Raw genomic sequence first — 11,401 nt, 5'->3', positions numbered from 1 at the left:
TCCTGTTCGTAACTTCGATTTTGGTCAATCACCTTGTTTTCCTCGCACGTTCTCTAAGCCACCGGATATCCCACAGGTGAGCCGTGTAATTGAAGGTTTTTACGTCAGATTCTTTTGGGATTGGCTTGCGTTTATTTCTGGAGCGTTTCGTTGGAAGGTATTTGCAGTTTTCGCAGATTATGTCGGTGATACTTCGTCGCTGTCGTGCCATACGTCCTCCTTCGTCTCTGGAAGCGGGAAATTACCTAATGGCGACCGCTCACATCTGATACACCATTGGTGCCAATAAGGTTGATTTGGCCGGAATCGATAATCGTCTTTGCTTTCTCCGCAGCGGTAACATCGTTTCATGCAACTCTCCCTGTTCGTTGTGACCACTCGTACTCTCGCCGGGAATCATCACTCCATCGCACGTTACGCTCTGAGCCGAACCAGAACATAATTTCGATAAGCTCTGTCATGCTCGCCTTCCTCATCTTGCTGGTACGTACCCCAAGAAGAACAACGCCACCGTCTATTCCGGGTACGCTTCTTTGCTCCATCTTTTTTGTCTTGAGCCACAGCGCGGTGAAGATGTCTTTCCAGTCTTCCGGAGACAGTCGTTGACCATGCCAAAGCACCTGACGGGAGACGTCCTGAAGCATCGGCCACATACGGTCGTTCTGTGCTTTGGTTCGCTTGGGTGCTTTAACGTGGACTTCGTGGGGTGACTTGTCGTCGATTGGTAGTGAGAGAATGGCGTCTATGGCGTTATTTCTGATTGCTTCGTTGCGAAGCAGGAATAATTGCTTCACTTGCCCTCCTGCTCTTCTCCTTGCGCTTATCCGCGTAATACCGGTTTAATTCGTCAGACATCCTCTCTCCGATAAGCGGCCATGACTCAAACCTCGCATTCGCAAAATTCTCAAGCCATCTCGCAAAATCATCCAATTTATCTGCTAACCAATAAACAAAATCTGACAGCCATACTGCTGAAGCCAAAAAGATACGATGCGGATTAAGGATGAAAATAAGCGATATTTTCATTCCTCTTGATACTTTACTCATACTCACTCCTTCACTTTGATTCCAGCGGCGATGATGGCTCTCTCAACATCGCGCTCATATCTCATTGGTTGAAAGACTCCATCAATGAAATATTCGTCGTCAGCACATGCTGCCGGAATTTCAATTTCGATTGTCTTCCTGCCAGCCTGCCATCCCTTCCATGCTATGTGCAGCACATAATCCAGATAGCAGTTTCGCCTTTCATCCCATCTAAGGTCATCAGACGTGAACTGCATAACTTCTAGCGCCCATTGCTCGAAAGCCTTTCTTGATTCATCCATATTCCTCTCCATCAATGAACCTGCTCGCCATCGCTAACTTTCAGACGCATTGTTCCGTCTTCCCATTCGTGCAGATACTCCTTCTTGTTCTCGGCAGCCATAAAACCACGGGCATAAGACAGACAGTAATTCAATGGGCTTTCTCCGACCTTAGCCAACGCATCCATAGCATCACAAAATAATTTCTCTGCTTGTTTCTTTCTCATCATTTTTCTCCACCACAAATAAAAAGGCCTGCGATTACCAGCAGGCCTGTTATTAGCTCAGTGATGTAGATGGTCATTGCTTCATCTCCCTTTCCATTTCATCAATGTCAACGTCATCAGGAAGATGGGAGCAATACGCCGCTATACCATGATGATTTATCTCATACCCTTTGAACGTTACCATCTGGTGCGTAATCTCAACTTCGTTCAGGAATCCGTCATCGCATAACTGCCTGGCTATTTTCGATTTGGTCTGGATTATTGGTAGTGCCTGTTCTTTCAAAGCGCATGATATTTGTGCATCCCATGCCTTTTCGAGAATGGCTAATTGTTTTTTATTCATACGTCAGCCCCTTGTGCATATCGTCTGCCACGCGCAGCAGGTGCATTTGATGCTGTGCAAATCTGTCTGGCTTCATCCTGGTCACATGCAACAAAGTGTCCGTTACAGAACCGCTGGTAAACCGTACCAAGTGAGCCAAAACGGTTTTTCGTCACAATGATTTCAGCAAATGGCGCGGCGCTACTGTTCTCGTCATATACCGCTTCCCGATAGAGCATGATGATTGAGTCTGCGTCCTGTTCAATGCTTCCTGAATCACGCAAATCTGCGTTTGTCGGGCGCTTGTTTGGCCGCTTCTCAACATCGCGGGAGAGCTGGCTTAGGGAGATAACTGGAGTTTTCAGGTCTTTCGCCATCGCCTTCAGGCTTCCGGAGATGTGAGCAATTGCGAGGTCGTTGCGATCTGCTTTCGGCTTCTCAATCAGGCCAAGATAATCTGCCATGATGAGTGACAGGTTTGGATTTTCCTGTTTGTGCCGTTCTGCGATTGAGCGTATTTCTTCGACAGATAACCGCGAGGCATCGACTACCCATACATCCAAATCTGCAAGCTGACTCATGCCGTTAGCAACACGCGCCCAGCCTTCGTCATCCATCGATGCAGGATTTCGCAGCACGCTAACCGACATCCTCCCGGCGTTAGCAATGCTCCGCTCTGCAATCTGCAATGCGCTCATTTCCATTGAGAAAATCAATACTCCGCGCCGGACGTCAGAACCAGGAATAACGCGGCTTGCAACACCTTCGGCAATCTTCAGCGCCAGTTCGGTTTTCCCCATACCAGGACGAGCGGCGATAATAACCAGGTCTTCTGCGTTCATCCCTCCGGTGATAGCGTCAAGTTCTTCGATTCCGGTCTTCAGGGTATCGGACTCTTCTCCGTTCCTCAGACGCCTGTCAAGCGTGTCGGTGTAATCATTGATAATTTCCCCCAGTCGCACAGGTTTAACCTCGTCACGTGGCTTCCTGATGGCTGAAAGACGCTTAACAAGATCGTCCATCGCTCTACCTGAAGCATCCAGCGTGCCGTTACTGATTGGCTCTCGCATCTCATCCAGTAGCTGTAAAACCTGACGCCGTTGATAACTGTCTGCAACCATTCCGGCATAACCTTTCAGGTTTGCAGCGCTGGGGCATGACCGCGCAGTCATCATCACCGCCGTTGCATATTCATCCCCGCACTCCTCGGCCACCATCAGTCCATCAATCAGGTTCCTGTTTCTGGCCTGCTTTCGAATAACTTCAAAAGCTTTCCGGTAAAGCGGAATTGAGAATGCTTCAGGCTCCAGCGTTGCCAGAACGTCACTGGCGGTTGGTGTTAATCCACCAATCAGCAGGCCACCGATAACGCTCGCTTCGATATCCTGTCTCATGCAATCCCCCTGTCTGCAAACTTCCCTTCCCGAACTCCCGTTAACGAATCTTCCCTCAGCAGGTAATCAAAATCTGCCGTCCAGCCAGTGTCGTTGTCTCCGAAGTAAAACGGCTTGGCCTGATGCACAAACGCCCTGACATACGCTCTGAAACCGTCCACGTTTGGCGTTTTCAGTTGCGGGATGATTTTCTTCAGGCGGCGTTTACGTTTCTCGTTGACCGCAACAGCATGTGGAAGTCTGTCACCGACTTCGGTGTTGTAGGCGTTCAGGAAGGATTCGTAGTCGATTCGTTCTGCCTTGCGACGTTCAGGTTTAACCTGCCCATCGCCGCCCCCGTTAGGGGGTAAGGGGGTATTTGTATTTATTGTCTTTTGTATATTGTCTTTTGTGTTTAGCTGACTTGGCTTATACCCATTAGCCGACTTGGCTAATGTTTTATTAGCTGTTTTAGCTAATGTTAAGCTGTCCTGGCCAATCCACTGCGAAACCACCTTGTTCACTCCGATTTTCACGCCATCAGCAATGAGGAATTTACGCTCAATAAGCTGGCGCTTAGCAGCGCAAACATGAGTGTGATGAATACCTGTCATGGCTGCTATCTGCGTGTTTGTGAGTCGATCCATCGGCTTATTGAATCCGTATGTCTTGCGCATGATAGCGAGCATCACCTTCAACTGCCGGACGGTTAAATCAGCCATCAGCAGACTGTCGGTAATCTCGTTAGCAACGCGCATGAAACCATCTTCGGTATCTGCCACGCGATGCTCCACGACCTCCAGATGAGGCCTGTAATCAGCTAACTTAACGACGCCCATGTTTCACTCCTGCTTTGGCTAGTCTGTAAACACCAACAAGGCGCTCTGCGAACGCCCTGTTATTTGCTGCGGCTACTACTAATCCCTCAGGTGAATCAGGATGTCGAATCTCTTCTTTTTCCTGGTATTTCTTACTACGTTTTGTCATAATTACCTCTCCTGATGCCCTTAGAAATCCATCTGGATTTGGTCAGAACGCTCGGTTGCCGCCGGGCGTTTTTTATTTCTCGGCATCACAGCTTCCACTGCTTGTCTTGCTACTTCCCTGATTAAGCTCGTCTCCCATACCTTCTCCAGAAGAACGAACGTCACCGCCATATCCTGAATGTTCAGGCGGCTTACTTTTGAATCAGACCATCCCGCCATCTTTGCGAAATTTGTCTGGCCCATTGATACGAGTCGGGCGCGAAGCTCTGTTTCCACCTCGCGTATCTTTTTGCTGTGATTTGTGAGTTCCATTACTTAGTATTTCCTGTAGTTAATAGTTAGTTGTGCGCATTCGTTGATGCGCCTTGAAATATGTTTACCGCGTTGTCGGCGGTTCAAATTAGTAAAGAGCGGTACTGCTTATGCTGATTGGTTAGGCTTAGGGAAAAGCCATGGAAGATCTGGGCGAATTTGATATCCCTGCACCTTCCCACCCGTGGCTTTCACCACAGAAAAAACGTTTTGTGGCGAAACTTTCGCCTTGCCGTATAACCATTTCTGAACCGCTGCTTGACTAACACCGCATGCCTTAGCTAGCTCTTTCTGCGTTCCAACAATGGCAATAGCGGTTTTAATAACTTGGTTCATAAAACCACCTCCACTTTTTATAAAACCAATATACAACCAAGGTTGTTATTTTTCAAGTGCTGGGTTGTTTGCCATATAACAACTGAGGTTGTATTTTTGTAGGATGAACATGACTCTTTCACAGCGATTAAAGCTTTCTATGGAGAAGGCGAAGATTAATCAGGTGACCCTGGCCGAAAAGGTTGGGGTTTCGCAGGCTGCTATACAAAAACTGACCTCAGGGAAAGCTAAAAGCTCGAAGAGGATTGTTGAGATAGCTAGTGTGCTTGGTGTAAGACCGGAGTGGCTATCTGATGGCCGTGAGCCGATGTTCGTTGAAGAGAGTTATATGGCAAAAGGTGAGTCGGATAAGTTAGCAGAAGACGTGTTTAGAGTTGACGTACTCGACCTGACATTTAGCGCAGGACCGGGATCATTTATGATTTCTGAATTTGTTGAAGTCCTACATGCCATCGAATTCACCACCGAGCATGCGCGATCACTATTCGGTAACCGCTCTCAGTCAGACGTAAAGGTAATGACCGTCGATGGTGATAGCATGTGCCCAACCATACAGTCTGGAGATCGGTTGTTCTTTGATGTTTCTGTTAGGCACTTCAAGGTAGATGGGGTATATGCGTTTGTCTTCGGGCAACACTTTCATGTCAAGCGCTTACAAATGCAGGGGCTTCAGTTGGCTGTATTGTCAGACAACCCAGCATATAAGGATTGGTATGTGACGGAAGATAATCAGGACCAGCTCTATATCATGGGAAAAGCGCTTATTCACGAATCGATAGTTTACAACAAACTGTAACAATGGCCTGATGAGATATTCGGGTGATGATGGATAAGGGATTAAGTGTGATGAATACAATCACGATTGATAGCGTGGATGCATTAGAGGGTGTTTTTCATCGCATCCAGTCGGGTGAAGAGATTCTGATAGAACAGTTAAAAATTGAGCTATTCGAATCTGTTAAATTTAAGATTTTCGGTGATGAAACACGCTACAATGGTACGCTTCCGGCATCTTTGGCTCAAGGCATCTGTGAGTTTCAGAATGAGATGTATAAGGTTTATACTCTAATTAAGTATAAAACAGATAACTTGCAAAGACTGGGCGCACAGGATAGAGAAGATGCGGAGATTGTATTCTCTATAAAGCCAGGCTGCACAGAGATCATCACAGCCCTGAAAGATTTAGCTGAAGCTTGTGGTAATGCATTTGATAAGGTGACACAAGGGATGAGCCCAACCCAAAAAACAACATGCTTCTTGTTCGCTGTTGCCCTATTCGGTGGGGCATGGGTTGGCACGTCTTATCTAAAATCTGAGGCTGAAATTGCAGTAAAGCAGGAAGAAACAAAGCAGCAAGAAGCTAAGATAAAATCGGAGAACGAAAGGCTTACCATTCTTAAGGATGGGATGCTTCAGGCCATGAGATCAAATGCTGGAGTAGATACTATCGAAAGAGCGGAGGGTATCCAAGAGCACGTTTCCAAGGCATATACCGGAGTGCTCAAATCAGTAAGCGATGCCGATAGAATTGAAATTGATGGTGCGACAAAGCTCAACCTTTCTCAAAAAGATGTGCATGAAATAATCAAAAACCCCATCGAGAAGGCCAAAAAAGAAGAGCGTAATCTGGAGTTAGTGATTGATAGTATCAAGCGTACCGCAGAAAAAATAACGTTAAGCTGTCGCGAACCATCCAGTGAAGAGAGCTTTCCGGTTTCAGTTGACACTTCGTTTATAGATGACAAAGATGAAATCGCTTTATTGTTTGACGCCATGAAAGAAAACAGAACAGTAAAGATATTAGGAAGCTACACGATACGAGCTGGCGTAATCGAAAATGGAAACGCATCAACTATAGCTCGCCCATAATCTCAACCCGGCCACCGCGCCGGGTTTTTACTGCCTGTCGAACCCTACATAAACCATTCGACCGCCAACGTAACTCATTGATAATTAATACAACGCATAGCTATTTCATCCATTTGCCCGCCACCTTGTAACCACAAAGATCCCTACTCTTTCGGCAGTGTCAGAACATCAATAGCCAGTTCTACAGCCAAGTCCACATCCTCTTCCTGCCACAGTACCTGAATCATTTCTATTAAAGCTTCACGCGAAGGTTCGCGCTGCTCTACCAGTACCTGCATCAGCGCAGTACCGAGAACCTCAACCACTTGCGGGTGAAGCTCCGCAAAGAACTCATCCTCGTTTTTCACACAGATTCCTCGCTCGTTTTTTGTTCAGAACAGTATTACATAGAGGATTTATAAAAATAAATACCCTTAAAATACAACCACAAAAAACCTTTTTTGATAAATATACAACCTTGGTTGTTGACATAAATACAACCTTGGTTTTATATTTACCACATCAGCAGGACGCTGGTAGCCAAACGGAAAGGCAACGCTCTTTAACTTCGATGATGCGCTGACAAAGCGCGAACAAATACCAAACGAGATGGGTTTGGACTGGCGTGTGGTGGAGCTTAGGCCTAGCTGTACCGATCGGGCCGGACTGAGAAGCCACTTGAAATCCGGAAATTGAGACAGGTTCCGGCGCCAGTACCAAAGCCATTTCACATGAGGATTAAATCATGACGGTTATCACCTACGGGAAGTCAACGTTTGCAGGCAATGCTAAAACTCGCCGTCATGAGCGGCGCAGAAAGCTAGCCATAGAGCGCGACACCATCTGCAATATCATCGATTCAATTTTTGGCTGCGATGTTCCTGATGCTTCTCATGAGGTCAAAGCCAAAAGAATTGACCGCGTTACCAAAGCCATTTCGCTTGCCGGAACGCGTCAGAAGAAAGTTGAAGTAACAGCGGTTAAGAAGAACCGCATTTACTACCGGGACGCTAACCCGCTCGGAAATAAAATCCACGCCGTACAGAAGCAGCGCGGCAAATCAATTCCGGCTTATTTTGATTGAGGTGAGTGTATGACATACCAAGAAGTACGCAGAATTGTAGTTGCTGCGCAGAGTGACGTTGTGAGACTTAATGATCGCCTGTGCAACATGCATCGTCACTGGATTGATAATGGCCTTTGCGATTCAGTAAATTCATTAATTAAGCAGCACGAAGCTGCTGTTGCAAAATGGAATGAAGCAAAGTTAGTTATGAACTCACTTTCTTCTCAGAAATAGACCAGCTTAGGCGTGTTTTCTTTTGGAAGCAAACCACTTATTTGAGGTGAGATATGGAAGACGAATTTGAAGAGTTCGAAGAGCATCCTCAGGATGTGATGGAACAATACCAGGACTACCAATATGACTACGACTATTGATACCAACCAATGGTGTGGTCGCTTTGTGAAATGCAAAGGCTGCAAGCTTGATGCTGAATGCATGGTGAAGCCTGAGGAAATGGCTCTTGTTAGGGAAGATGGAAAGATTGTCGATAAATGGGCAATCAGAACCACGGCAATGATTGCCAGAGAGCTGGAAAAACTAAAGGCTACATAGTTGGTCTTCTTTTATCTCACTTCAAATATCTAATCAGGTCGCAATGCGGCCTTTTTTATTGCCAAAATTTAAGGAATAACAACATGACCAAAGAAATTGTGACATTCAAGGGATTTAACAAAGACCTAAAGTGCCGTGACTTTCAGTTTGAAATTGGCAAGACCTTCCATCACGATGGAAAAGTGGAGGCTTGCGGTTCTGGATTCCACGCCTGTGAATGTCCTTTCGATGTTTTCAGTTATTACTCTCCTGCAGACAGCCGCTTTGCAGAAACCATCTCCTTCGGTATTACTGACCGCGAAGAAGATGGTGACACCAAAATCGCCAGCGCCAGCATAACGATTAAGGCAGAGTTAACGCTTCCTCAGTTCATTCAACGTGGTATCGAATGGATTTGGAGCAAGATAGATAAGTCTCTTGAGCAGCAGATCATGTGTGGCGACTGTTCAGCGGCAACTAACACTGGCGACTGTTCAGCGGCAACTAACACTGGCGACTGTTCAGCGGCAACTAACACTGGCTACTGTTCAGCGGCAACTAACACTGGCGACTGTTCAGCGGCAACTAACACTGGCTACTGTTCAGCGGCAACTAACACTGGCTACTGTTCAGCGGCAACTAACACTGGCAACCGGTCAGCGGCAACTAACACTGGCTACTGTTCAGCGGCAACTAACACTGGCGACTGTTCAGCGGCAACTAACACTGGCTACTGTTCAGCGGCAACTAACACTGGCGACTGTTCAGCGGCAACTAACACTGGCGACTGTTCAGCGGCAACTAACACTGGCTACTGTTCAGCGGCAACTAACACTGGCAACCGGTCAGCGGCAGAAGTTTCTGGATCACAATCCGTAGCAGCGGCGTTCGGCATTGAAGGAAAAGCTCGCGCATCAGAAGGTGGTGCAATCGTCCTCTGTTATCGCGATGAAGATGGCGAACTGATTCACATCCGCGCAAGCAAAGTTGGCGAGAACGGTATTATGCCGAATACATGGTATCAACTGAATGAAGATGGTGAGTTTGTAGCGTGTGAGTGATGCACCTATAGCAGATTGCGCAGTCTGCTATGTGAGCAATATCGCATAACTATGATGAGAAATTTTAAATGGGCAGAAAATTTAAAGTTTGGCTAGATTCAGGCGCAAATATTCATTCCTGCTATAAGCAGGAAATTGACATTGAAGAGGATCTTGGTATCTCTGATGATGAATGGGACTCATACAGTGAAGGGGATAAGGATGAAATTATGAAGGATGTTGCATGGGAAAGAATGGATTGGGGGTTTGAAGAGATAGAAAGCGAATAAGCACTGTGTATTCATTCCAGTGAGTGAATACACGGAGCAATATCGCTCGTAACCAAACGAGGACGACGACTCGTTCTGGTTAATCGAAAAATCATCCCTTGATGTTATTTGCCGCTCTATATGGGCGGCATTCTTTTTACCTGGAGGAAAGCATGGAAATCGACGTTCGAAAAGTTGCAACTTATTCATCAAATGGTGGATGGAGAGAAGTAACCGTCAAAGAAGATAATACGACTATTAAGTTTGACTTAAACACTTATGGCGAAATTAAAGAGTTTTGCCATCACCTCTTGGATACCGCTTTTGCTGAGATGGAAATGGATGAAATCATCGCCTATCTAACGGAAAACAGCTATAGCGACGAGATTATCGAGCGCTACGAAGAAGAGAAATCAGAAGCCGCCTGAGTGCGGCTTTTTCATGCCCGCATATCAACAGAGATTCACGAGTCTCTATCGCTATGCAATCACACACAACATAAGGAACCAGCCCATGATGCAACTAAGCCTCGCGGGTAGCGGCGTCATGTCCGCTTTTTATCCCGCTGAATCCGAATTATCCAAGCGTATTCGTCGTCTTATTCGCGCTGTTCGTAAGCAACTGGAGGCGTTATGCAAAACACATTAACCGTTATTCGCCAGTGCGTAACTCCAGGAATGCTGGTTATTCACCACGGAAAGCCATGGAGAGCAGCAGTTAACAAAGACGGCAAGTTGCACATCCACACACTGACCGAAGCTAAGCCACTTAAAGACCTGCTGGTAGATATCGTGCTTAACCATAAAAACGAGCCGGAGATTATTTAGTGAGCATTACAGATACCTGGTCAGACGATGCGTTTATTCGCCTTATGCAGGACATGCTCAATCAGCAGAAAGAACAGGAGAACGATAATGATTCCTACAGACCTAGCCAGAACTCCAGAATTAAGCAGGATAAAGCGTCAGTATCACCTGACTGAGGCAATGTACTGGCGTAAGGCCGGTGATAAGTCGATGAAGTCCTTCTGTCTTGATATGGCTCGTCGTGAGCGAATGAATAAAGGCGAGTTTCTGGCTAATCCTTCCGAACTCCCATTCTGAGGTGTTTATGAATTTGAATGATTTTGATGCGCCATTCGCTGCTGACGATATTGAATGGCGTATCCAACAAAGCGGAAAAACGCGAGATGGTAAAGTCTGGGCAATGGTGCTCGCGTATGTGACCAACAGGGCAATCATGAAGCGCCTTGATGATGTATGCGGCAAGGCTGGCTGGCGTAACGAATATCGGGATATCCCGAACAACGGCGGTGTTGAATGTGGCATATCAATCAAGATTGGTTCTGAATGGGTAACCAAATGGGATGCTGCTGAAAACACACAGGTAGAAGCCGTCAAAGGTGGTCGCTCCGGCGCAATGAAGCGTGCTGCCGTTCAGTGGGGAATTGGTCGGTATCTGTATAACCTTGAGGAAGGTTTTGCGCAGATATCCAGTGATAAGAAACAAGGATGGCACAGGGCCAAACTGAAGGATGGAACAGGATTTTACTGGCTCCCTCCATCGCTGCCGAACTGGGCCATGCCAGCATCAGGCAATCAACCATCACCAGAAAATACCAACCAGAAATCTCCATCGGTTGACTGCGAACAAATCCTGAAAGACTTCAGCGATTATGCAGCAACAGAAACTGACAAGAAAAAACTCATTGAGCGTTATCAGCATGACTGGCAATTATTGGCTGGTCACGATGATGCGCAGACAAAATGCGTTCAGGTAATGAA

General features: G+C 46.5%; 25 protein-coding genes. 11 read left to right on the top strand and 14 right to left on the bottom strand.

Features of this window, described 5'->3' with window-relative positions; translation table 11 throughout:
* Nucleotides 1-28: 28 nt before the first annotated feature.
* The 12 genes from ABVN36_RS24045 to ABVN36_RS23990 form a co-directional block, all read right to left on the bottom strand.
* On the bottom strand, nt 29-211 hold the full coding sequence (locus tag ABVN36_RS24045) for a NinE family protein (RefSeq protein ID WP_000113771.1): 183 nt from the start codon (nt 209-211) through the stop codon (nt 29-31).
* The gene (gene ninD / locus ABVN36_RS24040) at nt 178-351 is read right to left on the bottom strand and encodes a protein NinD (protein ID WP_024142973.1); all 174 of its coding nucleotides are present in this window, start codon (nt 349-351) and stop codon (nt 178-180) included. Before ninD ends, ABVN36_RS24045 begins: the two co-directional genes overlap by 34 nt.
* Nucleotides 348-794 (bottom strand): recombination protein NinB, encoded by a 447-nt coding sequence (locus ABVN36_RS24035; RefSeq protein WP_020898884.1) that lies wholly within the window; start codon nt 792-794, stop codon nt 348-350. Before ABVN36_RS24035 ends, ninD begins: the two co-directional genes overlap by 4 nt.
* A complete protein-coding gene (locus tag ABVN36_RS24030; protein WP_000049339.1) occupies nt 751-1,047 on the bottom strand; it encodes a hypothetical protein in 297 nt (98 codons plus the stop codon). Before ABVN36_RS24030 ends, ABVN36_RS24035 begins: the two co-directional genes overlap by 44 nt.
* A gap of 2 nt (nt 1,048-1,049) precedes the next feature.
* On the bottom strand, nt 1,050-1,328 hold the full coding sequence (locus ABVN36_RS24025) for a hypothetical protein (RefSeq protein ID WP_020838501.1): 279 nt from the start codon (nt 1,326-1,328) through the stop codon (nt 1,050-1,052).
* 11 nt (nt 1,329-1,339) lie between these two features.
* Nucleotides 1,340-1,537 carry a hypothetical protein gene (locus ABVN36_RS24020; RefSeq protein WP_001541881.1) on the bottom strand — a complete coding sequence of 66 codons (198 nt, stop codon included), beginning with the start codon at nt 1,535-1,537 and terminating at the stop codon, nt 1,340-1,342.
* A 70-nt stretch (nt 1,538-1,607) separates the two neighbouring features.
* Complete coding sequence (locus ABVN36_RS24015; protein ID WP_001036028.1) at nt 1,608-1,877, bottom strand: hypothetical protein; 270 nt, start codon at nt 1,875-1,877, stop codon at nt 1,608-1,610.
* Complete coding sequence (locus ABVN36_RS24010) at nt 1,874-3,250, bottom strand: replicative DNA helicase (protein WP_024142006.1); 1,377 nt, start codon at nt 3,248-3,250, stop codon at nt 1,874-1,876. Before ABVN36_RS24010 ends, ABVN36_RS24015 begins: the two co-directional genes overlap by 4 nt.
* On the bottom strand, nt 3,247-4,068 hold the full coding sequence (locus ABVN36_RS24005) for a replication protein (protein ID WP_080202707.1): 822 nt from the start codon (nt 4,066-4,068) through the stop codon (nt 3,247-3,249). The genes ABVN36_RS24010 and ABVN36_RS24005 overlap by 4 nt, the downstream gene beginning before the upstream one ends.
* Entirely contained in the window at nt 4,055-4,216 is a 162-nt protein-coding gene (locus tag ABVN36_RS24000; RefSeq protein WP_000166968.1) for a hypothetical protein, read from the bottom strand. Before ABVN36_RS24000 ends, ABVN36_RS24005 begins: the two co-directional genes overlap by 14 nt.
* Before the next feature lie 20 nt (nt 4,217-4,236).
* Nucleotides 4,237-4,527: a CII family transcriptional regulator gene (locus ABVN36_RS23995; RefSeq protein ID WP_000424138.1), complete on the bottom strand. Its 291-nt coding sequence runs from the start codon at nt 4,525-4,527 to the stop codon at nt 4,237-4,239.
* Nucleotides 4,528-4,635: 108 nt separating this feature from the next.
* On the bottom strand, nt 4,636-4,863 hold the full coding sequence (locus ABVN36_RS23990; RefSeq protein WP_058803883.1) for a helix-turn-helix domain-containing protein: 228 nt from the start codon (nt 4,861-4,863) through the stop codon (nt 4,636-4,638).
* 109 nt (nt 4,864-4,972) lie between these two features.
* On the opposite strand from ABVN36_RS23990, the gene ABVN36_RS23985 reads away from it, so the two are divergent.
* Both ABVN36_RS23985 and ABVN36_RS23980 read left to right on the top strand, forming a co-directional pair.
* Nucleotides 4,973-5,659: a helix-turn-helix transcriptional regulator gene (locus tag ABVN36_RS23985; protein ID WP_058803881.1), complete on the top strand. Its 687-nt coding sequence runs from the start codon at nt 4,973-4,975 to the stop codon at nt 5,657-5,659.
* Nucleotides 5,660-5,709: 50 nt separating this feature from the next.
* On the top strand, nt 5,710-6,732 hold the full coding sequence (locus ABVN36_RS23980) for a hypothetical protein (RefSeq protein WP_044128249.1): 1,023 nt from the start codon (nt 5,710-5,712) through the stop codon (nt 6,730-6,732).
* A 143-nt stretch (nt 6,733-6,875) separates the two neighbouring features.
* Here the strand turns inward: ABVN36_RS23980 and ABVN36_RS23975 are convergent, their stop codons facing one another.
* Nucleotides 6,876-7,079: a hypothetical protein gene (locus tag ABVN36_RS23975; protein WP_058803878.1), complete on the bottom strand. Its 204-nt coding sequence runs from the start codon at nt 7,077-7,079 to the stop codon at nt 6,876-6,878.
* A 377-nt stretch (nt 7,080-7,456) separates the two neighbouring features.
* On the opposite strand from ABVN36_RS23975, the gene ABVN36_RS23970 reads away from it, so the two are divergent.
* From ABVN36_RS23970 to ABVN36_RS23940, 7 genes are all read left to right on the top strand, one after another.
* The gene (locus ABVN36_RS23970; protein ID WP_000216176.1) at nt 7,457-7,795 is read left to right on the top strand and encodes a hypothetical protein; all 339 of its coding nucleotides are present in this window, start codon (nt 7,457-7,459) and stop codon (nt 7,793-7,795) included.
* 9 nt (nt 7,796-7,804) lie between these two features.
* Complete coding sequence (locus tag ABVN36_RS23965) at nt 7,805-8,011, top strand: hypothetical protein (RefSeq protein WP_129464611.1); 207 nt, start codon at nt 7,805-7,807, stop codon at nt 8,009-8,011.
* Nucleotides 8,012-8,134: 123 nt separating this feature from the next.
* Nucleotides 8,135-8,329, top strand: coding sequence for an antirestriction Ral family protein (locus tag ABVN36_RS23960; RefSeq protein WP_080212491.1), 195 nt, complete (start codon nt 8,135-8,137; stop codon nt 8,327-8,329).
* 83 nt (nt 8,330-8,412) lie between these two features.
* On the top strand, nt 8,413-9,369 hold the full coding sequence (locus tag ABVN36_RS23955) for a hypothetical protein (protein ID WP_393923725.1): 957 nt from the start codon (nt 8,413-8,415) through the stop codon (nt 9,367-9,369).
* A 68-nt stretch (nt 9,370-9,437) separates the two neighbouring features.
* Complete coding sequence (locus ABVN36_RS23950; protein WP_001539177.1) at nt 9,438-9,638, top strand: hypothetical protein; 201 nt, start codon at nt 9,438-9,440, stop codon at nt 9,636-9,638.
* Between the two features lie 152 nt (nt 9,639-9,790).
* Nucleotides 9,791-10,045, top strand: coding sequence for a hypothetical protein (locus ABVN36_RS23945; protein ID WP_000401881.1), 255 nt, complete (start codon nt 9,791-9,793; stop codon nt 10,043-10,045).
* A gap of 85 nt (nt 10,046-10,130) precedes the next feature.
* Nucleotides 10,131-10,265: a hypothetical protein gene (locus tag ABVN36_RS23940; RefSeq protein ID WP_000983401.1), complete on the top strand. Its 135-nt coding sequence runs from the start codon at nt 10,131-10,133 to the stop codon at nt 10,263-10,265.
* Here the strand turns inward: ABVN36_RS23940 and ABVN36_RS23935 are convergent.
* Nucleotides 10,262-10,420, bottom strand: a complete 159-nt coding sequence (locus ABVN36_RS23935) for a hypothetical protein (RefSeq protein WP_157784771.1) — start codon at nt 10,418-10,420, stop codon at nt 10,262-10,264. The two genes, ABVN36_RS23940 and ABVN36_RS23935, sit on opposite strands and share 4 nt — an antisense overlap.
* A 111-nt stretch (nt 10,421-10,531) precedes the next feature.
* Between ABVN36_RS23935 and ABVN36_RS23930 the strand changes: the two genes are divergently transcribed.
* A complete protein-coding gene (locus ABVN36_RS23930) occupies nt 10,532-10,720 on the top strand; it encodes a hypothetical protein (protein WP_000613174.1) in 189 nt (62 codons plus the stop codon).
* A gap of 7 nt (nt 10,721-10,727) precedes the next feature.
* On the top strand, nt 10,728-11,401 hold a 674-nt coding region (locus ABVN36_RS23925; protein ID WP_393923724.1), incomplete at its 3' end, for a Rad52/Rad22 family DNA repair protein.

The sequence above is a fragment of the Salmonella sp. SJTUF15581 genome, assembly GCF_043356775.1.
Taxonomy (GTDB): domain Bacteria; phylum Pseudomonadota; class Gammaproteobacteria; order Enterobacterales; family Enterobacteriaceae; genus Salmonella; species Salmonella enterica.
The sequence above is the reverse complement of the archived record's forward strand: the minus strand, read 5'-3'. Positions and strand labels throughout refer to the sequence as shown.